Source organism: Methanocella arvoryzae MRE50 (assembly GCF_000063445.1).
Taxonomy (GTDB): domain Archaea; phylum Halobacteriota; class Methanocellia; order Methanocellales; family Methanocellaceae; genus Methanocella_A; species Methanocella_A arvoryzae.
In genome coordinates, this window is sequence record NC_009464.1 from 138,458 (window position 1) to 164,739 (window position 26,282).

General features: G+C 52.0%; 24 protein-coding genes and 1 tRNA gene. 18 read left to right on the forward strand and 7 right to left on the reverse strand.

Features of this window, described 5'->3' with window-relative positions:
• The first annotated feature begins 14 nt into the window (after positions 1–14).
• Positions 15–608 carry a ribbon-helix-helix protein, CopG family gene (locus RCI_RS00695; protein WP_012034457.1) on the forward strand — a complete coding sequence of 198 codons (594 nt, stop codon included), beginning with the start codon at positions 15–17 and terminating at the stop codon, positions 606–608.
• 10 nt (positions 609–618) lie between these two features.
• Here the strand turns inward: RCI_RS00695 and RCI_RS00700 are convergent, their stop codons facing one another.
• The 5 genes from RCI_RS00700 to RCI_RS00715 form a co-directional block, all read right to left on the reverse strand.
• Positions 619–1,974, reverse strand: coding sequence for a DEAD/DEAH box helicase (locus RCI_RS00700; RefSeq protein WP_012034458.1), 1,356 nt, complete (start codon positions 1,972–1,974; stop codon positions 619–621).
• A 926-nt stretch (positions 1,975–2,900) separates the two neighbouring features.
• Positions 2,901–2,975, reverse strand: a tRNA-Glu gene (locus tag RCI_RS00705).
• Positions 2,976–3,087: 112 nt separating this feature from the next.
• Complete coding sequence (locus tag RCI_RS17425) at positions 3,088–3,222, reverse strand: hypothetical protein (RefSeq protein WP_269446486.1); 135 nt, start codon at positions 3,220–3,222, stop codon at positions 3,088–3,090.
• A gap of 279 nt (positions 3,223–3,501) precedes the next feature.
• Positions 3,502–4,719: an FprA family A-type flavoprotein gene (locus tag RCI_RS00710; protein ID WP_012034460.1), complete on the reverse strand. Its 1,218-nt coding sequence runs from the start codon at positions 4,717–4,719 to the stop codon at positions 3,502–3,504.
• 173 nt (positions 4,720–4,892) lie between these two features.
• Complete coding sequence (locus RCI_RS00715; RefSeq protein ID WP_048197755.1) at positions 4,893–6,758, reverse strand: hypothetical protein; 1,866 nt, start codon at positions 6,756–6,758, stop codon at positions 4,893–4,895.
• 89 nt (positions 6,759–6,847) lie between these two features.
• Here RCI_RS00715 and RCI_RS00720 point away from each other — a divergent pair, with 89 nt between their 5' ends.
• The 14 genes from RCI_RS00720 to RCI_RS00780 all read left to right on the forward strand — a co-directional run bounded on the left by RCI_RS00720 (position 6,848) and on the right by RCI_RS00780 (position 21,206).
• A complete protein-coding gene (locus RCI_RS00720; RefSeq protein WP_012034462.1) occupies positions 6,848–7,468 on the forward strand; it encodes a hypothetical protein in 621 nt (206 codons plus the stop codon).
• Complete coding sequence (locus RCI_RS00725; RefSeq protein ID WP_012034463.1) at positions 7,465–8,634, forward strand: hypothetical protein; 1,170 nt, start codon at positions 7,465–7,467, stop codon at positions 8,632–8,634. The genes RCI_RS00720 and RCI_RS00725 overlap by 4 nt, the downstream gene beginning before the upstream one ends.
• The gene (locus RCI_RS00730; RefSeq protein ID WP_012034464.1) at positions 8,631–10,526 is read left to right on the forward strand and encodes a DUF2298 domain-containing protein; all 1,896 of its coding nucleotides are present in this window, start codon (positions 8,631–8,633) and stop codon (positions 10,524–10,526) included. The genes RCI_RS00725 and RCI_RS00730 overlap by 4 nt, the downstream gene beginning before the upstream one ends.
• 9 nt (positions 10,527–10,535) lie before the next feature.
• On the forward strand, positions 10,536–10,847 hold the full coding sequence (locus RCI_RS17295) for a hypothetical protein (RefSeq protein ID WP_012034465.1): 312 nt from the start codon (positions 10,536–10,538) through the stop codon (positions 10,845–10,847).
• Between the two features lie 15 nt (positions 10,848–10,862).
• Positions 10,863–11,780 carry a 4-demethylwyosine synthase TYW1 gene (twy1, locus tag RCI_RS00735; protein WP_231844888.1) on the forward strand — a complete coding sequence of 306 codons (918 nt, stop codon included), beginning with the start codon at positions 10,863–10,865 and terminating at the stop codon, positions 11,778–11,780.
• A 153-nt stretch (positions 11,781–11,933) separates the two neighbouring features.
• Positions 11,934–12,707: a hypothetical protein gene (locus RCI_RS00740; RefSeq protein WP_012034467.1), complete on the forward strand. Its 774-nt coding sequence runs from the start codon at positions 11,934–11,936 to the stop codon at positions 12,705–12,707.
• 110 nt (positions 12,708–12,817) lie between these two features.
• Positions 12,818–13,450, forward strand: a complete 633-nt coding sequence (locus tag RCI_RS00745) for a haloacid dehalogenase (protein WP_012034468.1) — start codon at positions 12,818–12,820, stop codon at positions 13,448–13,450.
• A gap of 93 nt (positions 13,451–13,543) precedes the next feature.
• Positions 13,544–14,782 carry an MDR family MFS transporter gene (locus RCI_RS00750; protein WP_012034469.1) on the forward strand — a complete coding sequence of 413 codons (1,239 nt, stop codon included), beginning with the start codon at positions 13,544–13,546 and terminating at the stop codon, positions 14,780–14,782.
• 90 nt (positions 14,783–14,872) lie between these two features.
• Positions 14,873–16,906 carry a methionine--tRNA ligase gene (gene metG, locus RCI_RS00755; RefSeq protein WP_048197762.1) on the forward strand — a complete coding sequence of 678 codons (2,034 nt, stop codon included), beginning with the start codon at positions 14,873–14,875 and terminating at the stop codon, positions 16,904–16,906.
• Between the two features lie 142 nt (positions 16,907–17,048).
• A complete protein-coding gene (locus tag RCI_RS00760; protein ID WP_012034471.1) occupies positions 17,049–17,741 on the forward strand; it encodes a phosphoribosyltransferase in 693 nt (230 codons plus the stop codon).
• Positions 17,742–17,878: 137 nt separating this feature from the next.
• A complete protein-coding gene (locus RCI_RS00765) occupies positions 17,879–18,253 on the forward strand; it encodes a hypothetical protein (RefSeq protein ID WP_231844889.1) in 375 nt (124 codons plus the stop codon).
• 863 nt (positions 18,254–19,116) lie between these two features.
• A complete protein-coding gene (hxlB, locus tag RCI_RS00770) occupies positions 19,117–19,752 on the forward strand; it encodes a 6-phospho-3-hexuloisomerase (RefSeq protein ID WP_012034473.1) in 636 nt (211 codons plus the stop codon).
• Between the two features lie 144 nt (positions 19,753–19,896).
• Positions 19,897–20,625 carry a hypothetical protein gene (locus RCI_RS00775; RefSeq protein ID WP_012034474.1) on the forward strand — a complete coding sequence of 243 codons (729 nt, stop codon included), beginning with the start codon at positions 19,897–19,899 and terminating at the stop codon, positions 20,623–20,625.
• Positions 20,626–20,654: 29 nt separating this feature from the next.
• Positions 20,655–21,206: a hypothetical protein gene (locus tag RCI_RS00780; protein ID WP_012034475.1), complete on the forward strand. Its 552-nt coding sequence runs from the start codon at positions 20,655–20,657 to the stop codon at positions 21,204–21,206.
• Positions 21,207–21,217: 11 nt separating this feature from the next.
• Here RCI_RS00780 and RCI_RS00785 read toward each other — a convergent pair whose 3' ends face one another.
• Positions 21,218–21,514 (reverse strand): hypothetical protein, encoded by a 297-nt coding sequence (locus tag RCI_RS00785; protein ID WP_012034476.1) that lies wholly within the window; start codon positions 21,512–21,514, stop codon positions 21,218–21,220.
• A 14-nt stretch (positions 21,515–21,528) separates the two neighbouring features.
• Positions 21,529–22,467, reverse strand: coding sequence for a ribose 1,5-bisphosphate isomerase (locus tag RCI_RS00790; protein ID WP_012034477.1), 939 nt, complete (start codon positions 22,465–22,467; stop codon positions 21,529–21,531).
• Positions 22,468–22,661: 194 nt separating this feature from the next.
• Here RCI_RS00790 and RCI_RS15590 point away from each other — a divergent pair, with 194 nt between their 5' ends.
• The 3 genes from RCI_RS15590 to RCI_RS00805 all read left to right on the forward strand — a co-directional run bounded on the left by RCI_RS15590 (position 22,662) and on the right by RCI_RS00805 (position 26,281).
• A complete protein-coding gene (locus RCI_RS15590; RefSeq protein WP_052309870.1) occupies positions 22,662–24,185 on the forward strand; it encodes a response regulator in 1,524 nt (507 codons plus the stop codon).
• Between the two features lie 115 nt (positions 24,186–24,300).
• Positions 24,301–25,431, forward strand: coding sequence for a methanogenesis marker 9 domain-containing protein (locus RCI_RS00800; RefSeq protein WP_012034479.1), 1,131 nt, complete (start codon positions 24,301–24,303; stop codon positions 25,429–25,431).
• Between the two features lies 1 nt (position 25,432).
• Complete coding sequence (locus tag RCI_RS00805) at positions 25,433–26,281, forward strand: triphosphoribosyl-dephospho-CoA synthase (RefSeq protein WP_012034480.1); 849 nt, start codon at positions 25,433–25,435, stop codon at positions 26,279–26,281.
• The last annotated feature ends 1 nt before the right edge of the window (position 26,282 follow it).

Sequence of the window (26,282 nt, forward strand, 5' to 3'; positions counted from 1 at the left end):
GCAATGTTCTTCCAATGAAGTCTCCTATCCGGGTTACCATATCCTTCGACGAGGAATCGTTCGAGAACTTTGAGAACCTGAAAACCGATCTCAAAGTCTCCCAGAGTGAGCTTATCCGACGATGTATTAGATTTTATTATGAGAACCGGATAGCGCTTGGTAATGGTAACCGGGAGAGAACCCATGAATATGTAGAGCTGCTTTCCGAAGGAGAGCACGTGATCCTCGACGTCGACCACTGGCTGCTGTTCCTGAAGATGGTAGAAAGCTCGGCTGGTCAGACAGAATTCTGGGAGACTCACAGAGAGATCGCCCGGTCTCACGCGGAACAGCTGAGCAGGAAAGTGACGACACCCGACGCGCTGCTCCGCAGGCTTGAAACTTGCAACTTCTTCAAGATCACGACTTCCGGCAACTCTCCAAAAGAATATACACTGTTAACCGGCCCCGGCACACAGCGGCGCTTCATTCGGGAATTCCTGGAAGAGACCTTTGCAGGCATGGGCTTCAATGCCATCATCAAGGAGGATTACTCTAAGCTTAGAGTAATTCTTAAAGAAGATGTCGTTGATAAGCAGGAAGCTCAAGCCTCAGTTTCAGGCCGTTGACTTTTTTCTTTTACTTCCTCGGCCTTCTGAACCCGCCTTTCTTCTTGCCGCCCTGCTTTGGTTCGGTCAGGACGACGGGCGTCTTGTCCGGCTCTTTGATGAGCATCGTAAGCGCAGCAGAGACTAGTGTGACGGAGTCGTTATCATTCAGCAGTTTTTCGGCGAGGTGACGGTACCTTAGTGCATCCTCCCCGTATGCGGCCTCTCTCAGGCTGTCGATAACCTTCCGCTGTTGTTCTTCGATTGCCTCTTCCAGTGTGGGCACTTCCATCCGCTCCATCCTTCTGGCGGAAACCTGCTCGATAAGCTTAAGCAGCTTGATCTCCCTGAACGTCACGAAGGTGATCGATATACCGCTCTTTCCTGCCCTGCCGGTCCTGCCGATGCGGTGGACATAGCTTTCCGGGTCCCGTGGAATGTCGAAGTTGAACACGTGGCTGACGTCGCTGATGTCCAGACCCCTGGCTGCCACGTCAGTAGCCACGAGCACCTGTGTCTTGCCATTCTTGAACTGCTTCATGATGCTGTTGCGTCTCTGCTGGTCCATGTCGCCATGCAGCCCGACAGCCGCATATCCTCGCCTGGTCAGGCCTTCCTGGAGCTCGTCTACTCTGACCTTGGTCCTGACGAACACGATGGCAAGGTCGGGGCATTGAGTATCGAGGATCCTGCACAGGGCTTCGAATTTACCGCTCTCATGCACTTCTACATAATGCTGGGAGATGGCCGGGGATTTCACCTTCTTCGATTCCTGTCCTACGATGTGCGGTTTCTTCATCAGCTCGACAGCGATCTTCTTGATCTCGGGCGACATGGTTGCAGAGAAGAGCAGCGTCTGGCGTTCGGCCGGCAGTTTCTCCATGACCGCGTAGATGTCATCGATAAAGCCCATGTCCAGCATCTCGTCTGCCTCGTCCAGGACCAGCATCTTGACGTCGTTACCCTTAATGCTCTTCTGCTTGGTCAGGTGATCCATTAGCCGTCCCGGGGTGGCCACGATAATCTGAGGCTTTTCTTTCAGGCCTTTCATCTGCCACTTGTATTCCTGGCCGCCGTAGATGGGCAGCGCCCGGATACCTTTGAACTGGCCGATCTTGTTCAGCTCTTCCGATACCTGTATGGCGAGTTCTCTGGTGGGCGTGATGACGATCGCCTGAATGCTGGGACTGTTGTCGCATATCTCGATCATCGGGATGCCGAACGCGGCGGTCTTTCCGGTGCCTGTGGGTGCCTGCCCTATGACGTCCTTGCCTTTCAGCGCAAGGGGAATGGTGCTATCCTGAATGTGGGTGGACTCCTCGAAGCCCATGCTGGCCAGAGCCTTCATGACCGGCTCGCTCAGCTTTAAGTTTTCAAATGAACTCATACTGTTTATCAATCCTTTTACATTAGCAATCGGGACGGCCGCGTGATTAAACTCTGGCAGCCAGAGTGCGGAAATCCCGATTTCATAAGCCCAAACTCGTCTGCGAAAATCTTTCAGAGCCTCGAGGGTAAACCTCTAAAAGCCGCTTAAATTTTAGAAGAGCGATATGATCTGTACTTATCTGACTCTACAATGGCCTCGAAGTATATCATTCTTTCTGTCGGCTGATGCCGGCTAAAGATAACGACCTGTTTAGGGTATGATTGCTTACGGGCCAATCGAAAGGTTCATAATCATTTACAATATATATTATATATATAATAACTGTTTGGGGTAAGTGTCTCAGATTATCGGCCGGGTAGCCGGGCCTGGGGCCGGGTATTGATCAGGCTGTGGATGTTCGGGTAAATCAACCTTTGGCGAGGGCCTGAACAATGGTAGAAGTGAAAGCGTTTATCGGGCAGCTGTTAAGTCGCCCTGCTCCAAAAGAGCTTGTAGAAACACGGGCAGCATCAGGGTATGTAGAAAAAGACGACATGGTGTCGACGGTTAAATGGGGTATATCCTGCATGTCCTGTCCACTGACTGATTATACCAGAAAAGGGCAGTGCTTATCTGGCTTTACCTATGAAATGGTTCGGTACGAAAGTCTGAGGTGCAACCATCTCGTCAGCATAGGTGGCCGACTGGCGTCAAAAGAGGGGCATGGTGTATTTGTCATGTGTAGGGGCCCAGGCGGTTAGATTGTTTATCATTTGTTTTTCAGGCGCGGATGGAAGATCGGGTACCTGGTGACTATCGGCAGGGCGCCAGATTTGTGATCGTACTGCCTGCCGCCGATTAACTACAATAGTTAGCCTTAGTTCATCATCTATAAAAACAAAAAGCCCAAATCCCCACCCGGGAGATCTGGGCTTTTTTATCAGTGCTCCGATGGGGATTTGAACCCCAGTCGACGGAGTGAGAGTCCGTCATGATTGGCCGGTCTACACTATCGGAGCATTACTGTTGTGCGACACATAGAAGTCATTTATGATATTTAAAATTTGCGTTCGGTATCATGGGTTTATTCAATCTTACTGTATTAAAATCAGGATAGAACATAAAGTACCCCTACTTCCTGGTTGCCATCTGCTGCCGTGCTTCCTTCCCTCTCCGGATAAGCTCCCGGACTCTTTGCCCGCCTTTGCGGCCTGCATCTTCGACCGTCATTTTGCCCTTCTGCTCTACTTTGGTCCTTTCTGCCATTAGATCCCCGCGCTCTGATGTGAGTGTATTGTTAAAACTATATGGTGATGCTTAAGCGTGCATATCCATGACGTGAGTCGACTGCTCTACAGGCTGGCCATGCCCAGGTGTAAGTGTAAGGTGTAAAAAAGTATAGGCTGAAGCACTTCTGCCGGTCCGGGGGTGATTATTGCATACCGACCTGTCATTCGTCTGTTTTGCCAGACCGGCAGAAGCGCCTCTGGTTTAATCTATGGGTACTTACTGGTGTTTGATGTTTAATAATCCTTAGCCAGCAACTCACATCGCTTTGACGCGGCGTGCGATCTCCTTGCCCATCTCGTAGCATTGCTTCTGCTCTGCGTCGTCGGGCTTGTAGTAGACCTCGTATCCGTCGTTGATCACTTCGATGCCCGCGGCTTTGAGCTCGGCATTAATCAGCTTTATGGTGCCGCCGTGGCCGCCGTGGGAGCCGAAGGCGCAGCCGATTTTCTTCTTGCCCAGCTTACCGGGCTCCACGCCCTTTAAGTAGCAGAGGAAATCAGCTACAGTCGGATACATCTGGTTCTGCAGGGTGGGCGATCCGACCAGGATGGCCTTGGAGTCGAGGACGTCAGTGACTACGTTGCTCCTGTGGGTGCCTTCGTGCTTGCCATCCTTGAGGATGTGGACCTTGACTTCCACGCCCTCTGCCATAATGCCCTCGGCGAGCATCTTCGCCATGGCATCTGTCGATCCGTGCATGGTGTCATAGACGATGGTTACCTTGTTCCTGGATTCTCCCTTGCACCAGCTGACGTAAGAGCCGAGCAGGTCTCCGACGTAGGATCTCCAGATGACGCCATGGCTGGGGGCGATCATCTTGATCTCAACCTTGAGGTTAGTGACCTCATCGAGCTTCTTGATCACTCTCGGTGCCAGGGGCACGATCAGGTTGGCGAAGAACTTTTTCGCATGCTTGAGTGATTCTTCCTTGCCAAGCTCGTCGTCGAACCTCTCGCAGCCGGCGATGTGCTGGCCGAAGGCGTCGTTCGGGAAAAGGACCTTTTCTTCAGCGAGATAAGTGAACATGCTGTCCGGCCAGTGGAGCATGGGGGCTTCCAGGAAGACCAGAGTTTTACCATTGCCCAGGCTGAGCGATTCAAGGCTCTTGACAGTCTTGAAGTTCCAGCCGACGGTGTCATAGTGCTTGCCGAAGCCTTTGACTGCGTTCTCGGTGCAGTAGATGGGTACGTTCGGGAGCATCTTCTGCAGCATCGGAAGTGCTCCCGAGTGGTCCTTCTCCACATGGTTCATGATAATGTAGTCGATCTTCTTCGGGTCGACGACGGACTTGATCCTCTCGATCATCTGCTTCTCGTGGCCCGGGTAGGTGTTGTCGATCAGTGCCACTTTCTCTCCTACGATCAGGTAGGCGTTGTAAGTGGTGCCCGGCAGCGTGTAGCCGTGGTAGTCCCTTAAGTTCCAGTCGATCGCTCCGACCCAGTATACGCCGTTGGAAATTTCTACTGCTTTCATGCTGTTAGTCTCCGGTAAATTGGTTAAGTGATATGTCGTTTGAATATCTGACTACTTAAAAGTTCGTGATATAACGAACGTTCTATTGTATGCGAACGATTGTATTTTAAGGTTTCGGCTGGCCAGAGAGGAAAAATATAATAAAAAATTATGATTGGGTGGCTATCATTGCGTCACTCGACGCGATAGATCCTGTATTGTTCGCCATTGGGCGCAGTCCAGTCAAACACCGGCTCCCAGTATTCAAACAGCGACTGGTTTACGTGGTACATCTGAGATCGGAGCTCCTGGGGCCCTAAATGTACGTAGCTGATGTTTTGTTCTTTTAACCGTTCTATCATCGCGTGCATGCTCTCAGCATTATATATGCTCCTCACTGTCTGGACTCGATCGTTTGTATCTACTCCGTGGGTGTACATCCATGGGTAGTATCCCAGGTATGACAGCCGCCCGGCGAGGGCGATCACCGGGTGCGTGGGCGCGTCGCCCGTCAAAAACACGGCGTCCGGGGGAGTATTTTGCATAACCCAGTCGGCTACATAGATGTCGTTCTTGGAGAACTCCACGTATGGCTGGGAGACTATGAAAAAGGCTACGAGTGCGCCAGTCAGGATTGTCAGGGCGAAGACCAGGGCGAAAAGGGGCTTCCCGGCAACTCTGAAGTCATAAATACGGAGGAGTGCCACTGCGATAAACAGGGCGGAGGGCATGAGCCAGAAGCTGAACATCTTGTGGTTATCATAGTCCCAGGCCTGGAAGACGATGACGTTGGCGACGATAAAGATGGCCAGGTAGGGAAGGTAGAACATGGCTTTCTTCTTGCCTGCTATCAGCAATCCAGCGATCAGCAGGAAGAGTTCCAGGCCCATATTCATAATCCAGAAGCCAGGTATGTCCGTCAGGGATCCGGCCATCCAGCCGAGCTGTACTCGAATCAATGACTGGGCGCCCTGTCCAGTGATGTAGACGGCCTGGGGAAGAGCGAGGATAATGGCCGGTAGCATGAAGTAGTACCACTGTCTCTCCCGGTACAGTATGAAGAGGAATACCATCGAGATCATGACGCAGGCGTAAGAATACGTGTGGAGTAAAGGCAGCAGGCCGGCCAGCACGCCTATTACGAGGAGAGTCATTCTGCCCGATTTGCCATCTTTGTTTTTCTCAAGATATTGTGTATAGGATATGAGTATGATCAGAGCTCCGACGGCAAACCCGATCAAAGCTGCCCGCTGGGCCATGATAATGATGAGGAAGTTGGTAAAGACGTAGTTGAGGTCGAAGACGCAGGTATAATTAAGGTTATTCGTAGTCAGGAAAGTCATGATGGGCTGTCCTGATGTGCTCCAGTCTTTGAAGGCCTGTATGAACTGTAGCCCGCCGCTGAAGGCAACAACTGATGCAGTGATCAGGCCGCCGGCCACTCTTCCCGTAAACCTGCACCCCAGAGAATAAATCAGGTAGAACAGCGACGTCATCAGGCTGATGCCGGGGAGTACTACGCTCCACTGGATGCCGCTGCCCAGCCGGTCCAGCAGCGCTGAGTAGAAGTCTATCAGGAATGTGTACCTCAACAGGTGCCCGGACATGATCGGGTACTGTGGAAGGTAGTTGCTGCCCTGGGAAAAGGAAGTGATGATCGAGGTGTGGAAAGCAGCGTCTCCGTAGAAGGGAAAGGCGATGTGGTACTCTCCCCCGTAGTACGTGAGTAAGCCCTGGTACATGAGGATGGCAGACGCAGCCAGGATCAGGAGGAATGCGGGGAGATGTTTTTTCTCCGGGGCCGGCCTGTCGGTCCATGGCTTCAGATATATTATGGCCGCAATCATCAGCAGAGTCGTTAGAAGAATGCTGATATCCAGGCTGCCGGTGAACAGGTAAACTACCAGTGCTACCCAGGTAGCAGGGATGATGCCGATCACTGGCGAAGCGGCAGCAGCCTCCATCCAGGTCAGGTGACTTCGCAAGCGGATGGCCAGAGCATAGCCGGCGAAGATTGTCAGTGCGAAGAAGATCAGCGCAACCAGTCCGTACAGGAACACGGCTGATAGTAAAAGGGCATCGCTATTAAACCTTTTTGAGGTTTTTACACCAGGGCGGTTTTTACACTGACTTGCAGTAAACTATATGAATGAAAGACTTGAATTTAGATCGTACTATGAGCAAAGGGGAGCATATTGTCAAATCTGTCCTGGTCCTTATCCTGTTTGCGGCGATGGCTTACGCTTCTTATAGCTGGCACGGTTTCGATAAGGATTACATACTGATCCCGCAGGACGCGCTTCCCAGATACATTATCCCTGTCGAGCCGAATACTTACATCTTCTTCCCCGAAGTCCCCTGGTTTTCCCAGTGCTGGATGGGCGTCCAGGTACTGAAGGGCGAGCTCGAAGCCACTGAATGGATCAAGGAGAACACTGCTGAGACAGATAAATTCGTCAACGACATTCCCGGAGCAGAACTGGTCATGGGTATGACTACCAGGGTATCCACGGTGGGCGGCGACTGGGCGAACGCCCCGAACGCGGTACAGGATATGTACGATAATTCTGAAATATACAGCACGGCCGATGCAAAAAGGGCACACGATCTGGCGGTAGGCATGAATGCCACCTACGTGGTCTCGCCCAATCGCAATGTCTGGGCCGGCGCTTACGATAACTACGGGAACCGGGAAAAGTTCGAGGATACGAGGTATTTCGAGCCGGTCTATCGTAATAACGATGTCACTATCTACAAGGTGTTACCGTGAACATAGAAGAGTTTATCAAGCGCTACTGGTATTACGGGGCACTCCTTATTATTGTCCTCATAGCCTTACTGTACCGGGCTCAAATTCTGGGCAACTTCCTGATTCCCACGTGGGGCAACACTATGTATCACGTGGGTATCGAGCGGGAAATGATCGAGACCCAGCATTACCCGACGACCGAGCTATCCTACGGCGGGGGTTTCCCCAACTTCTACGTGCCTGGTTTCCGGCTTCTCGTAGCCTCGCTATCCATCGCCACAGGCATCGACGTGATGGTCATGTCAGCCCTGATCGTTCCGGTGCTCGGGGTGTTCGGCTTGCTGGCAGTCTATGCAATCGCCTACCGGCTCAGCGGCGGCAATAAATTCGTAGGGCTCTTTGCGGCATTCTTTTTCCTGCTCTCGCCCGACATCACGCTCAACACCGTCAGGCCTTTCCCTCAGCTAATGGGCTTGTTTATCCTGCCGCTGGCCTTGTACTTCCTGTTGCGGGAAGACTGGCCTATGGCTATTCTCATGTCGGTCACGATGGCGCTGACCCACCAGCAGTCCATGTTCACGATGGTCGGCATCATGGGCCTGTACATGGTCTTCCAGTTTGCATATGCCGCCATCAAGACTAAAGACTTCAAAAAGCCGGCGATGGTGACGATCTGTATCCTGGCGCTGGTCATGACCTATGCGATATGGCAGATGCTGACCATGGGCACCCTGAACATCCTGAATATCGCTCAGATCACCTACCATGAGGCGTGGCCTGTAACGATGTCCACCATTATCCAGACCGGGCTGTTCGTGCTCCTGTTCTTCATCCCCGGGCTCGTCTACATCTTCCTGGAAAACGACTCGAAAAAGGCTGCTGCCGGCCAACCGCCAGCGTCTGCTCAGGCAGGCCGGAAAGCCCGGAATAACTATAACCTGAACATCTCCGTCGACGCGAAGCTCCTCATACTCTCCTGGATCGCTGCCACCGTAATCCTGTTCAAAAACGAAATGTGGGGCATCTGGCTATCTGCGCTCACGCACATCAGCGCGTTCAACCTCTCCACAATGCAAAGCCGGTTCTACACCTACTTCACCGAGGTAGCCATCATCATCGCCGCCTTCGGCATGTACTGGCTGCTGTCGCTGATCAACTTCGACGTCATGCTGGAGAAGCAGGAATGAGAAGAGAGTACTGGCTCGGGCTTACCCTCGCAGGCCTCGGGATGATGCTTCCGCTGGGCTGGCTTACTTTCGTACTGCTGCTAGTCATTCCTGGGCTGGCGATCCTGCTCCTGCTGAAAGATCGGATGACTCTGTCCGAATTGATAGGTGTTTCGGGCACCCTGTCCATACTGGTTTTTCCCCTTGTAATACTGTTCATATCGCCAGTATCAGTCCGGCTTGCAGGCATACTGCTCGGATTGATTGTCATCGCTGCAGGATTCTACGGCTTCTGGAAACGGAAAACGATCACCGTGGACACTTCCGACTGGCAGGTGCAGGTCATCGCAGCCCTCATCTTCCTTATCGTGCTGTTCATCATGCTGAAGACCTTCGTGATTACTGACAAGGGGCTGGAGATCGCTACCACACATGCCTCAGACCTGAACTGGCACCTGTCGATCGCCCAGCGCTTTATCGAGGCCCCTCAGCTGCCTCCGCAGGACCCTTATCTGCCAGGTTATGAGATCGTCTACAACTGGTTTATGCAGGTCGTATTCGGAGAGCTGACCCTGTTGACCGGACTAAGCCTGTTCGAGGTCTTCAAAGTACTGATTACCTTTGTATCTGCCCTCATCTTTATCGACGCTTACCTGCTGGCCCGCACCATATTTGACGAAGACTTGAAAGCCTCATTGCTGGCGGGGATCATATATGTAGTAAGTTCAGGACTTTCATGGCTGTATCTTGCCTATCTTGCACTGAGTGACCGATCTATAGATATGTTCCGGATCCTCATCTTCGAGTGGACCGGTATCATGGGGCTGAAGTACGATTCGCCATCGCTTTACATGCTGCTGCCCCAGACCCAGACGTTCGGCCTGCTGGCCATGATTTTTGGACTTTACATTTACCTTCAGGCAGTGAGTAAAAAATCGCTCGCCATCTCGATCGTAGCGGGAGTTGCCCTTGCGTCGCTGGTCATGTTCCACGTGATCACCGCATTCCCGGTATTCATGGCGCTCGGCCTGTACTTCCTGTACTTACTATTCAAAGAGCGTAAACAGATCCTCGGGAACAGAGACCTCAGCATTATCCCTGTAGCTGCGATCCCCTTAATCATGGCTGCCATAGCCACAATTTATGAGATCATGCTGATGTCCTCGAACGCGGGCTCGCAGATCAGCCTCGGCCACCACCCCGACGTATATGTGACCCTGCTCGTGACTCTCGGGCCGCTGTTACCGTTCGCCATCTGGGGTATGTACAGGGCTAAAAATAACCAGTATGCCGTGCTCCTGATGATCTTCGCGGTGCTGAACTTCGTCTTCCTCAACATCTTCGAGATGACGATGACTCACAATACCTACCGGTTCCTCGTCTACCTGGCGCTGCCGGTATCGCTCTTCGCCGGCCTGGCTCTGTCGAAGTGGCTGTTCTCTGCCTCGAAGCTTAAGATCATTACCGCAGCCCTCATCATTCTCGCTCTGGTCCCTTCGACGGTATGCATAATCATGTTCTACAACGACTCGTCCTATGTACACGCCCCTCCGGGAGACGTTAAAGCGGCACAGTGGATTAAGGCCAACACTCCAAGAGATGCGGTCATATACGAGGAGCCGACACACTTCGTCAGGGTTCCGGTCATGACCGGCAGAAACGATGCGTACGCCGGAGAGATATACACGCTACAGTATCATAACGTGAACAAGCAGAGGGAGATGGAAGCCATCCTCCATATGACCGATAAGGACGCGCTGTACAATACTATGCTCTCCGAGGGCGTAGACTACGTGTTCGTCGGGTCGAAAGAAAGCGGCTACTCGTTTGCAGAGACACTGAAAAGCAATCCGGGCTTTACAGTGGTGTATGACGAGGAAGGCGTAAAAATATATCAGGTAAACCGACCATAGGGTGATAAGATGGAAATCTCGATACTAGACTGGATTGCCTTTATCCTTGCATTCCTGTACCTGCTCATACTGCCGGGCGCCAACATCCTCCGGACTACCGGCTGGGTGAAGACGAAGGGCTACAACCTGCCCGAAACCATCGTCGTAGCATTCGGCATCAGCGTCGCAATCCTCGTCATAGTCTCTCTTGGGCTTGCACTGTGGTTCAGCATAGGGCTAAATTTTTATACGTTAATGATCGCTGAAACACTGGTGATCATCCTCACTACAAGAGAAGTCGTGGGCTTTTTCCGCCGGATGATCAGGAAGCCTGCGGCATAAATCATGGAGAGCACAGTGACAGCGGCTAATCTCATCGATCTTTTACGGAAGCAGGGGTACCATATACTCGGCAGGCACAGCGCTATCAAGCCCTGCCTGTGGCTGAACCGGTCGATCAAGGCTAAGGGTTCCTGCTATAAAGCCCAGTTCTACGGCATTAGTTCCCACCGCTGCGTCCAGATGACGCCCTGTGTCGCCTGCAATCAGCGTTGCCTTCACTGCTGGAGGCCGGTAGAAGAACCATTCACCATAGAATCCTGGGATAAGCCAGAACTGATCGCAGAGCAGGCAATAGCCGAGCAACTCCGCTTCGTATCAGGATATGGCGGTACCGACTCTGCGGACAAGGCCATATGGAAAGAGGCGTTCAAGCCAAAACACGCGGCCATCTCGCTCGTAGGCGAGCCTACCTTATACCCTTACCTGGACGAGCTTATAGAGCTGTTCAAGAGTAAGGAAATGTCTACTTTTATCGTCACCAACGGGACTCGTCCGGATGTGCTGGCGCAGATCAGCCCCAGCCAGCTTTACATGTCGCTCGACGCTCCGGATCACGAGACCTATCTGGCAACCTGCAACCCTGCCGGAGACCTGTGGAATAAAGTACAGGAATCTCTCGAAGTCCTCGGATCCCGGCCTCAGCAGCGCAGAGCCCTGCGCATCACCCTCGTCAAAGGCCTGAACATGAAAGACCCGGCAGGCTATGCCCGGCAGATCAGTACTGCAAAGCCAGACTACGTGGAAGTCAAAGCATACATGCATTTAGGATACAGCCGGTACCGGCTTCCCCGTGAAGCGATGCCCCGCCATGCTGAAGTGTTAGAGTTCGCTAAAGACGTAGCGGCCGCATGCGGCTACAAGCTGGCAATGGACGTGGAACTCAGCAGAGTCGTATTACTGAGCAGAGACGGGACGGCCAGACGGCTTGAGTAGTGCGCCTGCTGATCGAGTCCCCTCACTGTTACCTGTTTATTGCTTGTCTCGGCCAGTTTTATTCTTTCCGCATTTCCCCTCTCCATCGTCACAGGCCTCTAAAATTTTTTTATAAATGTGCCGGATTTCAGAAGTTAAAGGGGATGGTTTAGAATGAGAACCCGAAGATTGATAACAGGACTAATCTTGTCTGTCCTGATCTCTGTCCTGTTTGTAGCGACGGTGACAGGAATCGCACTCGCAAACGTGCCCGGCGTAGCCCTAAACGCTCCGCCTCCGCCGCCGGCTCCGAACGTGCCAGTGCAGGGAGGCGAAGGGCTGGTAAAAATAGTGGTAACTCACCGGGACAGCATGGTGCCGGCGACCCACTATGTCGATCACGTCTACCTCTTCGACGGGACAAACCTGATCAAGGAATGGAAGTACACAGAAGCCAGCGCGAATCCGAACGAGATATTCACTGAAGCAGTAGTGCTTCCCGCCACTAAGGACATGAACCTGAGGGCTATCGCACACTGCACCCTTCACGGCTACAGTTCTGCCAACGTGATGGTTACTGTACTGCCCGCAGGTACCACGCCTCAACAGATGGTCTCGATGAATGTAAAGAACGCTGGCATGCAGATCAATGGTATAGCCGATCCCTCCCAGGCTGCCGGAATGGTCAACGCCCAGGACCTGGCGCTGATTAAGCAACTACAGTCTAAGGAGATGAACACGATCCAGCAGCACCAGATGCAGACCACGCAGTTCTTCCAGACTGAACAGGGCAAACAGTTCCTGAAGCAGTTCGACTTCACGGCAAAACAGGGAGCCCAGCCGATGCAGGGTGCCCAGCAGATGCAGGGTGCCCAGCAGATGCAGGGTGCCCAGCAACCCGGGATGATGAAGAAGCCTGGTAACCAGACACTAAAAATGGGCGCTTAAATAATGCGCTAATGGCAGAGTCTGGAACCGATAAGCATGACATGGCCAGCAGCGACTGGCCTTACATTTTTTACCTGCAGTTTCAATACCTATCAGGACAATGATACCTTATGAACCACGGGATTGAGGAAATCTGCGACAGAATACGGGCAAGGTTTGACGCCATGGATAAGGCTAGGGAACAATCTCTGGCACTCTCGAGGAAGATCACCAGAAACTCCGGCGACGCCATCAAAGCCATACACCGTGGGGAGTGGGACCAGTCTGCAAAACTGATAGACGAGACAAGGTCGCTGGTGTTGCAGGTGAACGATATCCTGAGGGATTTTCCCGACATCTACTATTCCGGCTACGTCGGCAACGCGCAGACGGAATATGCAGAAGTATCTATTCTAAATGCTGTGCTGCACGGCGAAAATATCCCTTCGCCGGATGAGCTTCAGGTAGACTATGCCGCTTACTTGAATGGGGTGGGGGATACTATCGGCGAGCTCCGCCGGCACATCCTGGATCAGATCCGCACTGGCAGGCCTGAAGAGGGAGAAAAATATCTCGATCTGATGGATGAGCTATATACGGAACTGATGTCTTTCGACTACCCCGACGCCATCACCCATGGCCTGCGCAAAAAGACAGACGTGGCCCGCTCCCTGATCGAGCGCACCCGCGGCGAGATCACCAACGCCCTGCAGATCAAAGACCTCAAGGATGCGATGGGCAGCTTTAAGCAGAAGATCAAATGATACCCTTTAGTTATTCTCTAATTTTTTGGGCGCTCATCAATCCGAAATGCTGATATACTCTGGCAGTATTCATCATGAGCCATCGGTGAAGCTTTGATAGACGGAATTTTCAGACGGTACGATAGGCAGATATGGATTCTGACCGGAGGCTCCCTCATCAACAGCTTCGGCTTTTCCATTGCATATCCGTTTATTTCACTTTACCTCTACATGTACCGCGGCATTCCGATGACCGATGTGGGCATGGCTTTGCTGATCGCCGCTGCCATCGGCCTTCTGGGCCAGGTTGCCGGTGGGGAACTGTGTGACAGGATCGGGCGTAAGGCAGTCATGAGCTTTGGCATTGCTCTGAACGTCGTTGCTTTCGGCCTGCTGACCACTGCGATTCTCTTTCAGGCAGGATATCCTGTATTTGTGGTTTTGCTCTGCCTTCGAGAGATAGCGGGAGGCCTGTACAAGAACGTGCCGTCGGTGATGGTATCCGACGTGGTGCCTGAAGGCGACCGGAACGGGGCTTTCAGCCTGCTGCGCATCGGCGGCAATCTCGGCTTTGCCATCGGCCCGATCATCGGCGGCATCCTGGCTACATATTCGTATGCTTACATGTTTGCCGTCACGATGTTTACCAGTGCCATCTTCCTGCTGATCACCATCTTCCTGCTCAGGGATACCCGGCCTGACCAGTGTGGTGCTAATTTTGCTATAAACGGTGCGAAGGTCTGGTCTGATCATCCGTTCCTCTGGTTCTGCATCGTATCGGCAGTGATATCCGTGGTCTATTCCCAGATGCTTAGCACCTTCAGCACATATTCAGGCAGCTACGGGCAGATCAACGAGTCGATGATAGGGCTGCTGTTCTCGCTGAACGGCTTCATGATCGTCTTTCTGCAATACCCGATTGCAGTATTCCTCGAGCGTTTCAGGCTGACTACCGCCCTGATCGTCGGCTCTCTCCTGTACGCGGCAGGCTTCGGCATGGTCGGCTTCTGTACGGGCTTCTGGCCGCTATTCCTCTGCATGCTGATAATATCTACAGGCGAGCTGGTCTTCTCTCCGCCTTCCATGAATATCGTGTCCCGGATGGCCAGCCCGGAGAACAGAGGCAGGTACATGAGCATTTCAGGCGTGCTCGGCAGCGCAGGCTTCGCAGCGGGGCCGTTTATCGGAGGTTTCCTGATGGACCAGTTCTCGGGGACGATATCTCTCATGTGGCTTATTTTAGGCTTACTCGGGGTGGTATGCGTGCTCGGGTTCATAGTGCTGCGGTCCATGGTCAGCAGCGAGATCGATAAAGCAGAGGGCGTACCAGAGGTTTATCCGATACAAAGGTAGGGGATAGTAAAATTTAAGCGGTGTAGGCTATATATGAGTGTCCGCTTTATAAAATACTAAATCAGATGCTATATGATAGAGGAGAAACTTATGTCAGAGTTCCCATGCGACAAACCGGTACTGGTGACCTGTGGCCTGCCCTACGCTAACGGCTCCGCCCACATCGGCCACCTGAGGACGTATATACCCGCGGATATGTTCGTGAGGACCCTGAGAATGATGGGCCAGGAAACCGTCTTTGTATGCGGTTCGGATGCCCACGGCACTCCTATCATCGTCAATGCGGAGGAGCAGAAGATCTCTCCGCGTCAGCTTGTTGACAAGTATCATGTTCAGTTTGACTCCATCTTTAAGAAATGTGGTGTCATTTTCGACAGGTATGGAAACACGGATGACCCCACGAATCACGCCCGCACGAAGTCGATTGTCTCAGAGTTGCAGAAGAACGGCTACGTGTACCCGAAAGAGATCAAGGTAGCTTATTGCCCGCAGTGCCAGCGCGGCCTGCCGGACCGGTATGTAGAAGGCGTGTGTCCGTACTGCAGCTCGATCGCCCGGGGCGACGAGTGCGACATCGGCTGCCAGCGGCACCTCGAGCCGGGAGAGATCCTTGACCCTAAGTGCAAGGTTTGCGGCTCGAAGGCCGAGGTCAGGACGCAGGAGCACTTCTTCTTCAAGCTCTCGGAGTTCGGAGATTTCCTGCAGGAGTACCTGAACACTCTCCACGCTACCCCTAATGCAGTCAACTATGCAATGGAATGGGCGAAAGAGCTGAAAGACTGGTGTATCACCAGAAACCTCGAATGGGGAGTCAAGTACCCCGGCCACGAAGATCTCGTCGTCTACGTCTGGGTAGACGCGCCTATCGGCTACATAGCGTTCACTGAAGAGTACGCTAAGGCAGCCGGCAAAAACTGGGAAGACTTATGGAAGGGCGACAGCCGGATCATCCACTTCATCGGCGGGGACATCATCTACCACCATTGCATTTTCTGGCCTGCAATGCTCAAGGGCGCGGGCTACACCCTGCCATGGGGAGTCGTCGCCTCGGGCATGATTAAGGTGAACGACAAGAAGTTCAGCAAGAGCAGAGGCTACATTGTGTGGGTGGAGGACGACTACCTCGCTCACGGGTTCCACCCGGACCTTTTAAGGTACTACATCCTCAGCTACACGTCCCACACCAAGGACATCAACTTCTCCTGGACCGAGTTCCAGACAAAGATCAACAAGGAACTGGTCGGCAGCTACGGTAACTTCGTGAACCGTGTCCTGACTTTCATCGACTCGAAGGGCATCGATGTGAAAGGCACGATCGACCCAAAGATCTCCTCTGCGATTAAGACTGCTATAGACATGGTCAAGACCGAGATCGGCAACTATGAGTTCAAGAAGATCTGCGATTCGATCATCACCCTCTCGGACGTCGGCAACACCTATTTCCAGAGCCACGAGCCCTGGAAGCTGATCAAGGAGAACCCTGCCGCTTGCGAGAATGTGCTTTTCAATTGCATACAGATCGTGAAAGCCCTCGCAATCCTGTCCGAGCCCACGGTGCCCGAAAAGGCAAAGGAAATCTGGGGCATGCTGGGCTACGATCCGGCGACTCTCGCGAGCGCCCGCATTGACGATGCGCTGGTGCCCTATGAGAACCGCCCGAGGCCGAAGCCCTCCATCCTGTTCACAAAGCTCGAAGACAAGAAAATTGCGGAGATGACGAAGATCATGGACGAACGTGTAAAGGCTGCCGAGGCAAAGCTCAACGGCAAGAAGGCCGAAGAAGAGCTGGAACCCCAGTTACCCCCAATCACGATCGACGACTTCGCGAAGATGGAGCTCCGGGTCGGAAAAGTAATAGCCAGTGAGAAGATTAAGGGCAGTAAAAAACTGCTCAAGAACCTGATCGACCTCGGCGAGGACAAGCCCAGGCAGATCGTCTCAGGTATCGCAGAAGTCTATACACCTGAAGAGATGGTGGGCAAGACCGTTATCGTCATCGCCAACCTGAAGCCGACTAAGATTATGGGGGTAGAATCCAACGGCATGATCCTGGCTGCGGACTCTAACGGGGCAACACTGCTGACCGTGGAGAAGCCGTCCGAGCCGGGCACAAAAGTCCGATAGTCGGGCCTCCGGGGACCGGCATCGCCGGTATCCCGCCGACCTGTTTTACTGTAATCCTTCGTCGTTGCTACCAGGGAGATTCTAAAAGTATAAGGCATATTACGTACATATTCCAGTTTCATCAGGGGTATCAGGTGTTTGTATGGTGTTACCCGAGTACTTTAAGTGCGTCATCACTAACTGGGATTATATCTACGGACTTTGCAGGAACATTTCTAAAGACGTGCGAAAATCAGGGTACACTCCCGACGTAATTGTGGCGCTGGCCCGGGGCGGCTGGTTTGCCGGCAGGGTTCTCTGCGACTTTCTAAACCTGAACGACCTCACGAGCCTGAAGATCGAGCACTACACGGGTACGGCGAACGTCTCAGAAGGGCCTAAAGTCAGGTACCTGTTCGACGGCGCCTCCGTAAAAGGCAAAAACGTCCTCATCGTAGACGATATTACCGACACCGGCAAAAGCCTGCTTACGGCGAAGGAGTACATATCAAGATATGAGCCGGCCTCGGTCAAGACTGCCACGCTGCAGCACCTGACCTGTTCCCAGTTCAAGGCGGACTACGTGGGAGAAGTCCTGGACGAGTGGGCCTGGGTGGTGTTTCCATGGAACTTCATGGAAGACATGTGTGATCTGACCTGTCAGGTCGCGGACAAGGAAAAGCTGAAAGTATTCACTGTCAACGATATCAAGGCCTGCCTGAAAAAGTACCATCAGATTGAGCCGACATATTTCGAGATCAGCCAGCCCGGGCGCATGCAGGAGATCATGTGCGAAATGGAGTACAGAGGCAAGATCCGCTCCGCGGGCAACGAGCGCTGGCAGTTTGTAAAGTAACGGGGTGACTGAATAAGCCGGGGGTATGTGCCATTTCGACTGATATCATAGAAAAGACCGACACGACTCTTTACATCATCGAGCGGCATGATAAGAGCGCACGTATCACCTGCACCACAGGTAAGATTACCATCAGCATGAAACAGGGGATCGACAAAGATGTCCTCGCCCTGATTCTTATCTCGCTCTCCGAAGTCGATTCTACCGTCGTCTACGAGTTCGAAACCATGTGCCCCTACGACGATATCAACAGCTATCGGCAGGACGACTACATCGTCATTTCTTATTCTAAAGCCGATGACGCCTACAAGACGATATTCAACGTCCCGTTCTCCAGGCGGAAAGCTCTGAGGCGCCTCGCACTGGGCCTGATTGAGCAACTTCGAGAAGCTGATTTCGACATGCCGATTCTATGGGATGGCAACCCGTCCAAGATCAACCAGCTATACGAAGTCCTTGGCGACAGCTCGAGCTGGAGACTGCAGGTCATCGAAGCTAATAAGGAAGGTTAGATTATAGTCCTGTGAAAATGAGGTTATCGTCGGCGCCCGGCCGCCTTGTTTTTAGTTCGCAAAGGCGCAACGTCGCAGCGACGCAAAGTCTAATCAGAAAACCTTCTCGTTCTATGAAACTTGTTGATTCGGCGAGGGTTGCAAGGCTTCCCGGCAACCAGCTTATTATAACTGTTTTTTCTACTTAAGCAGATGAAAAATACCTGGAGGTCGGGGAGTTCCCGGGAGGTCGGGGAGGATTTTCAAGCTGGGAGGTCTGAGAGGTAAGAGAGGTTGGAGAGGAGGTTGGAGAGTGTGGAAAGGTCTGAGAGGATTTACGTACGAATATTCTCTCTAAACTCCCTGAGCCTCTCCGACCTCCTCCCGGACCTCTCAACACCTCCCTGACCCAGATTTTTCATGAAACGTCAAGGGGCCAGGCACGCCAGAGACTTTTTCGATCGGAATCACGCCGATCACTGAAATTATTGTCTGGCGTTCGATAAAAAATGTCTATCCTGGCGTTCCATGAAAAATTTATCTCTTGGCGAGCTTGGCTTCTTGGCGTGCCTGGCGGTATTTTCGACCTATACTGTGCTAACTTTCAATTTTTGCGACCTTGCGCCCCTGCGCCTTTGCGATTTAAAACCGAGGCCTCCCGGGGCCGAGCCAGTTCACTTTTACGTATCCCTTACTTGAAAACCCATTTTTCATCAGAGAGCAATTCTTAAATTTTTTAGGACTGTCAGGTATCAATTAAAATACTATTTGTATAAAAACGGAGTGCTTCGATGCACTCCAACCGCCTGCGCCGGATAACCTTTATTAAGTAGTTCACCGAATATGGGACACAACCATTTAAGCCCTTTGAGGAGCCGCACAATATGGAAGTAAAATCCCCTCGCACTGACGCGCCGATTAATGTCAATACCAACCAGGTAGTCACAGACACGATGATCTCTATTGCAGACAGTCTGATCAACATTGCCGACTCTATTGATGCTTCAAACCTCGACGAGTTTGCCAGCATGCTGACCTCGGCCAACCGCATCTTTGTCATGGGAGCAGGCCGCTCAGGCCTTGTGGCGAAATCGTTTGCCATGCGCCTGATGCACATCGGATTCCAGGTCTACGTCGTAGGCGAAATTATCACCCCCGCGGTAACGGCAGGCGATGTAGTCGTCGCTATCTCGGGCAGCGGCAACACCCGCACGATCTCTGAATTCGGGGAAATCTGCAAAAAGCTCAATGTGAAGCTGGTCACGGTGACCACTAACAAGGATTCTGCCCTGGGCCGGATGTCGGACCTCGTGGTGATTCTTGACAACAAGCAGAAGCCGGTCCAGAGCAAGGAATATATGGAACGGCAGCTCAGGGGCAACCACAAATCACTGACCCCGCTGGGCACTCTGTTCGAGCTTACGGCAGCAGTCTTCCTGGATGCCTTCATTGCCAAGATGATGGTGATCAAGGGCGTAGACGAGTCGTTCCTGAAGCAGCGCCATACTGTACTCGAATAAACCTTTTTATGCGCCTGGAGTACAATATCTTATTTTTCAAGACATAAATATTCAAGCACATAATAAAATTGCCCCTGTTTCTCGTTTTATGGCCAAGATATCGAGCAGCAGGCTTTTTAAACCAGAATATCCAATTAGGGGTATATGCACCTTGCCAGAACAGGATTAGTCGCCGTGATTATCTTTAGCGCAGCAGCTGTCTTGTTTTCCTCTGCAGGGTATAGCCAGGAAAGCATACCGGTCTTCAACATGACACTGACGATTGAAGAAACTGGCGCTTTGCACTATAAGATAGTGCAGACCATGCCGGCAAGCAGGGATGGGGTAACGAATGCCAGACTGGAGCTCCAGAAGCAGTACCGGCCTGAAAATGTCTCTATATACGATTATGCCACTGGCAAGCCATTGAAGTATAACCTAAAAGAGCAGGAAAATGTGCTGATCTACGATGTGCACTTTGATCGGCCCTACTTCACAGGGTATACCTTTGTCGTGGAATACGATAATCACAACCGCATCGTAGAAGAAGGCAGAGGGGTTTACAGCATCGGCTACCGGCCTGGAGTAGACATCAACAGGGTGGAACGTATATCCACAGTCATTTTGCCGCCGAAAAATTTTACTTATCTGGACTATAATCATGCGCTCGACAAGCCGGTATCAGTGCAAAACGTCGACGGCAGAACGATCGTTCAGTTCAGGAATATCAGTAGCGCACCTGCAGAGTATGCCTGGGAAATCAAATTCCGGGCTGTAGGTATCAAGGATGAGCTTAAGACGCCGAAAAGTGGCTCACCTGTAGCTGTCCCAGGTATGACAGCGGTCATTTCTCTTATTACTCTTATCGCAGCAGTCCGGCTGATTAAAAAATAGCCGGTAAATCGACTGTCGGAAGGGTTAAGATGAAGCTATGGAAGCTGGCAATCATACTACTGGTCATTACTATTGCCTTACCAGTCACATGCATAGGCGTTGATATGCTGAGCAATCAGGGGAAAGAAGCCATCGTATTCCTGGAGCATAAAAATAATGTCAGGGGACAGCTAGTGTCCGGGCACTTTCCTGGTAAAACTCTCTCAGGAGAAGAGTACACTTTCGACGCGGAACGGTCTGTCCTCACCTGCAGGCAGAATCCAGGAATAAACGGCTCGCTTAAAGTCCTCGTAGGCACTACCCAGAGCCTGATGCAGGACGCCGGGTACGGGATATCCACAAGGTTGCTCGGCGTTCCATCCTATCCTGCAAACGTCGACGGGATCAACATCGACGGCGTACTGGAAGACGGGACTGTGCTTATCAGGTATAATGGCTCTTCTATACGGCTTTCTCCAGGCCAGCGGTGGGTAAAAGTATATACGGAGAACGTAGAGACCGATGATTACAGGGTTAAGCTGACGAACACCGAGATCATTAAAAATAATGGGAAAATCCGGCTTGAGCCGGCCATTGTGTGAAAAGAGTAATATCAGCCAAGCACTCTGGCATAGACTGTCTCGTCCCAGTCATAGATTTCCTGGAGCCTCTTGCACATTTCCTGGGCAAGCTCGTATGCATTCATGTACCGGTATTTTTGTTCGAGGTCGTCGAGGAACTCGTGGGTCCACGTGCCCGTCATCTTGAACTCGATCTCGCACATCTTGGCGAGGATCTCCTTTTTAGTCAGGTCCACGCAGCCAGTGGGGTAGCATACTTCTACCGTTTCATCAAGGTTTTCTATTCCTTTGATTTCGTTGTCAAGCAGGTGCTCATAATCAATTCTCATCTCGCTCTCTCCGGTTACATGATGTTTTCGTCTGCTTCCTCTATCTCCCAGCCGAGCTTTTCGGTGATCACCCAGTAGGCCATCTCCGGGGGAATCGCTCCGATCTCGGTGCAGATCAGGTCGATGTAGCTGTGCGGAGTGATGTCGAACGCCGGATTGGCGATTTTGAGGTTGGGCCACTTTTTCTGCATTTCGGGGCTCAGGACCTCTGACGGGTCTCTTTCCTCGATTTCCACCAGCTCGCCAAGCAGAGTTCTCGGGCTGAATTTGTAGGTTTCCGCAGCCACGATGAAAGGCACCCGGGCTTCGTGGGCTGCCAGCGCCAGCTGAGAGGTTCCTACCTTGTTGATAAGGTTACCGTTGACTGTGATCGCATCTGCGCCGACTACGACGGCGTCGACTTTTTTCATGAAGTACCTGACAGCAGAGTCGAGGATGAGGGTAGTCGGTATCCCTGCTTTTTGCATGACGTCTACGGTCACGTAGCCCTGCATCCTGGGCCTGGTTTCTGTGGCTATCACGCTGATATTTTTCTTCGACTTGAAAGCGGTCTGGATGATCTGGGCTGCGGCAGACGAGTTGCAGTGGGTCATGATCGTGAAATCGTCCTTGATCCGCCTTGCTCCGATCTCCCCAATCCTCTTTACCGCATTTTCTGATCCAGTGACGAAGGCGTCCGCGTTGGCTATGATCTGGCTGCGGGCTTCTGCGACCGTGGATGCTTTGTAGCGCATGACGATGCGCAGTGCGTTGGGAAGCGATACTGCAGTCGGGCGAGTCTGATACAACAGTTTATAAGCCGCCTTCATCTTAGCGTTGAACTCGTCAAGGCTGTCGGTATCTATAGACTTAGCTTCGTCTTTCAAGGCAAGGGCTGCAGCTCTGGCGATCCTTCCTGCCCCTCTAATCTCCATATTTTTAATCTTCTCTGCGGTTTCGTGTAGTATTGTCATCTTTGAACGCCCTCGCTGAATGACGATGTCAGTATGCAATATTATTATGGATATGGATTGTTATAGCCTTTTGCATAAACTGGGCTGTCATCACGTTATTTCTATAGCTATATTTTACTTTCAAATTTATAAGAAAAGATTGATTATTACTCCTGTAATTGATTGTTTTAAAAATAGTTGCAATGGGGATACTGTTGAAAGAGAAAGTCCTTGTCGTGGAAGATGAAGCAATCGTTCAGCTCGATATTAAGAACCGGCTGATAAATCTTGGCTACGACATTGTCGGAACTATAGCATACGGAGAAGAGGCTGTCAAAAAGGTCAGTACGGACAGCCCTGATATCGTACTCATGGATATCGGTCTCAAGGGTAAGATCGATGGCATCGAGGCGGCAAAACAGATCAAGGCGATCCATAACATACCGATTATCTACATGACGGCAAACTCGGACTATACTACGTTGCAGAAGTCCAAGATTACAGGCCCGTTCGGCTATATCCTCAAGCCTTTCGACGAGCGTGAAATGCGCACCACCATCGAAATGGCCCTGTATAAACATAAGATGGACGCAGAGCTTAATGAGGCCAGGCATCTGCTTGAAACCACCTTAAACAGCATCAGCGATGCAGTCGTCTCTACAAACTCAGACCTCCTCATCACCTACATCAACCCTGCGGTAGAAACTATGACTGGCTGGACAGCAGCAGAAGCCGCGGGAAAGAACATCCATGAGGTCATCCATGTTCTTGACTCAGAAACAGGCAGAGAGGTGGAATGCCCGGCAGCTGAAGTCCTGGAAACTGGAACTACCTGCACGTCTAAAGGGATGATGACTCTGGTCGGGAGGAACGGTAACCGGTGTCCCGTAGACTGTACCTTATCCCCTATTTTCGGAGAACACGGGAAGATCGATGGTGTAGTATTTGTCTTCCGGGACGTCAGCGAGAAGCTCGAAGCAATTGAAGCATACAAGGTCAGCGAAATGCGGCTTGCCAGAGCTCTCAGCCTTGCTCATATGGGTAACTGGGACTGGGACATCGTAAAAGGCACTATATGGCTCTCTGATGAGTCGAAAAACATCTTTGGCATAGAGTCAGATAATTCTGTATTTAGTTTTGATTTGATCAAGTCGATGATATTACCCGAAGATCAGGCTCTCCTGATGGAAAAAATAAACCTGGCTCCACCAGAGCTTCTATCGACCACTTTCGACTTCAGAATACGCCGTCCGGACGGTGAATTACGCTATCTCCGGGACGAGGCTGAGTTCATCAGGGATGCCAGTGGTGCAATTATAAGGATGCTCGGCACAACCCAGGACGTGACTTCCCGGGTGCTTGTTGAACAGGCGTTGAGGGAAAGCGAGGAAAAGTTTTCCCTGGCGTTCCAATACAATCCACTGCCGATGAGCATCTCCACTCTCGAAGATGGTATGATTATCGATGTCAACCGACGCTTCACAGACTTATTCGGTTTCTCGAGGGAAGAGACGATCGGAAAGACTTCTTTAGAGCTCGGCATTATTACGCCTGAGGACCGGAGCCGGTTAATCGAGCAGGTTATTAAGACTGGCAGGATTATCACTTCAGCGATCCATTTCCGCGCTAAAGATGGCTCCACAAGGTCTGGCACGACTTCGTATGACGTCATCACGATCAACGGGCGAAAGCACCTGCTGGGGGTCTTTACAGAGAGTCAACCTGTAAAAGTACATTAATTAGATTGCTGATCTGTACAGTTTATCTAAACTGCACAAACGCAGGGGTACCAGCACCGACCAAAAAGTACATTTTAAAATATGGCCATTTTTTTGCATTATCTGGTGTTTTCACATGACCGATCTCTTTGATCTTAACGTCGGCTACGTCAGGTTTAAAAACCCTGTAGCCGTTGCATCTATGGCAGGCATCACCGGCGGCGACTTTTTCGAGAGCTGCAAGGATGCAGGCTTATATGTTATGGGGGGCTACAGCCTTGATGCTGCCACTATGGCCGCATCTCGCGAGATTGCAGAAAGGGGCAGAAAAGAGTTTATCACGGACAGGCCGCTCGAACTGATCGAGGGCGACCTTAAAAAGGTCTCCGGAAAAGGCGTTGCCATAGGGATCAACGTAAGGGCTGCCAGCCTAGAGCCTCTAATCGCCGCAGCGAAACTGGCAAAAAAATATGGGGCGATACTGGAGCTGAACGCTCATTGCAGGCAGGAAGAGATGGCTGCGATAGGCGTAGGCGAAGTCATGCTCAAAGACCGCATCGGACTTTCAAAGACGATTGTGGAACTAAAAAAGACTGGCGTAGTGCTGTCGCTGAAGATGAGGGCAGGTATTGTCGACGAAGTGCCTCTTCTCCGCCTGCTCGAGAAAGCCGGACTGGACATCGTCCACATCGACACGATGGGCACCCGGGGGCCGAACGTAAACGTCCTTAAGAAGCTACGGGACGGCACCGGGCTCTTCATCATCGGCAATAACTCGATAAATGGCTACGAGTCAGCACAGGCTGCCTACTCTGCCGGCTGTGACATGATCTCGCTGGCCAGGCCGGTGCTGGAAAACCCTAAGATCATCAAGAGCCTGGTTACATATACTGAAGACCAGCAGCGCATGTCGGGCTGGTATAACGCGCCCTCCCACATCTGTCGCGGAGGGGATCTCAGGGGTCTGGCCTGGTGTTGTCCTCCTGTCAAGGACTGCGCGATCCACATGGCTCTACGGAGGGCTAACATGTCCCCGGATACATTCGCGAGGATCAAGATGGGTTTCGGCAAGGCCACTAAACTGGGGGACGGCAGCATGACGTGCTTCGGAAGCATGGTGTGGTGCTGTAAGTTCAACAAGCACTGCTACCTCAGGGACGGCTCCATGGAGGAGAAAGCGCTGGGTATGAAAGAGTACGTCGAGCTAAAGAAAAAGCTGGCCGACGAGATCATGAAAAACATCGACAAAGACCGGGTCGTCACGTAACATGGAGCGCCTGCTGACACCTTCCTACATAGCCCGTTGTGCGGTCCTTGCCATGGCTCTCGAGGTCTCGGGAACCCCCAAGCCCGGCAACATCGACCGTGACCACGATTATGCTGATACGAAGTACGAAGACTTCATAGCTGCGGCAATCGGCGTATATCCCGTGATGGAACGAGCCGTCCGGAGCGACGGTATCGGACAGCTCATCCTCGACGCCTGCGAAGAAAGCACCTCCTGGCAGCAGGGCGGCAACACACATTTCGGGGCATACATACTACTGTTTCCCCTGATCAAGGCTGCGACGTCCAACTTCCACGACCTGCAGAATACAGCGATTAACATTGTCAGAGAGACCACGGTCGAAGATGCCGTCCAGTTCTACCGGGCGTTCGGCAAAGTGCAGGTTAAGATGAAAGGCTCTGAGGAGCTTGATGTCGCAGACGAGAAATCACTGGACGAGATCAGGCAGCGGGAGCTAACCTTGTTCGGTATCATGGACATGTCTTCAAAGAAAGACATGGTGGCAAGAGAGTGGACTAATGGGTTTTCCCGGTCCTTCAAGGCTGCAGAGCTTATCTACGAGCGCCGCCTGACTGGCACGCTCAACGATGCAATCGTCCTCACTTATCTCGATTTGCTGGCTGACGAACCTGACACATTCATCGCGAAGAAGTACGACTTAGAGAAAGCGGTCTATGTGCAGGGCCTGGCAATAGACGTGCAAGAGCGCAGGATGACGCTGACGGAGCTTTCGAACCGGCTGTACCGCGAGAAGATCAACCCTGGCTCCACTGCCGACATCATTATCGCAGGCATCTTTATCGCGCTGCTCAGGGGCATGAAGGTGTAAA

Coding starts and splice junctions, on each gene's coding strand:
- RCI_RS00695 (WP_012034457.1), top strand. CDS start 15: ATGAAGTCTCCTATCCGGGTTACCATATCCTTCGACGAGGAATCGTTC.
- RCI_RS00700 (WP_012034458.1), bottom strand. CDS start 1,974: ATGAGTTCATTTGAAAACTTAAAGCTGAGCGAGCCGGTCATGAAGGCT.
- RCI_RS17425 (WP_269446486.1), bottom strand. CDS start 3,222: ATGGCAGAAAGGACCAAAGTAGAGCAGAAGGGCAAAATGACGGTCGAA.
- RCI_RS00710 (WP_012034460.1), bottom strand. CDS start 4,719: ATGAAAGCAGTAGAAATTTCCAACGGCGTATACTGGGTCGGAGCGATC.
- RCI_RS00720 (WP_012034462.1), top strand. CDS start 6,848: ATGAAAGACTTGAATTTAGATCGTACTATGAGCAAAGGGGAGCATATT.
- RCI_RS00730 (WP_012034464.1), top strand. CDS start 8,631: ATGAGAAGAGAGTACTGGCTCGGGCTTACCCTCGCAGGCCTCGGGATG.
- RCI_RS17295 (WP_012034465.1), top strand. CDS start 10,536: ATGGAAATCTCGATACTAGACTGGATTGCCTTTATCCTTGCATTCCTG.
- RCI_RS00740 (WP_012034467.1), top strand. CDS start 11,934: ATGAGAACCCGAAGATTGATAACAGGACTAATCTTGTCTGTCCTGATC.
- RCI_RS00745 (WP_012034468.1), top strand. CDS start 12,818: ATGAACCACGGGATTGAGGAAATCTGCGACAGAATACGGGCAAGGTTT.
- metG (WP_048197762.1), top strand. CDS start 14,873: ATGTCAGAGTTCCCATGCGACAAACCGGTACTGGTGACCTGTGGCCTG.
- RCI_RS00760 (WP_012034471.1), top strand. CDS start 17,049: ATGGTGTTACCCGAGTACTTTAAGTGCGTCATCACTAACTGGGATTAT.
- RCI_RS00765 (WP_231844889.1), top strand. CDS start 17,879: ATGAAACAGGGGATCGACAAAGATGTCCTCGCCCTGATTCTTATCTCG.
- hxlB (WP_012034473.1), top strand. CDS start 19,117: ATGGAAGTAAAATCCCCTCGCACTGACGCGCCGATTAATGTCAATACC.
- RCI_RS00775 (WP_012034474.1), top strand. CDS start 19,897: ATGCACCTTGCCAGAACAGGATTAGTCGCCGTGATTATCTTTAGCGCA.
- RCI_RS00780 (WP_012034475.1), top strand. CDS start 20,655: ATGAAGCTATGGAAGCTGGCAATCATACTACTGGTCATTACTATTGCC.
- RCI_RS00785 (WP_012034476.1), bottom strand. CDS start 21,514: ATGAGAATTGATTATGAGCACCTGCTTGACAACGAAATCAAAGGAATA.
- RCI_RS00790 (WP_012034477.1), bottom strand. CDS start 22,467: ATGACAATACTACACGAAACCGCAGAGAAGATTAAAAATATGGAGATT.
- RCI_RS00800 (WP_012034479.1), top strand. CDS start 24,301: ATGACCGATCTCTTTGATCTTAACGTCGGCTACGTCAGGTTTAAAAAC.
- RCI_RS00805 (WP_012034480.1), top strand. CDS start 25,433: ATGGAGCGCCTGCTGACACCTTCCTACATAGCCCGTTGTGCGGTCCTT.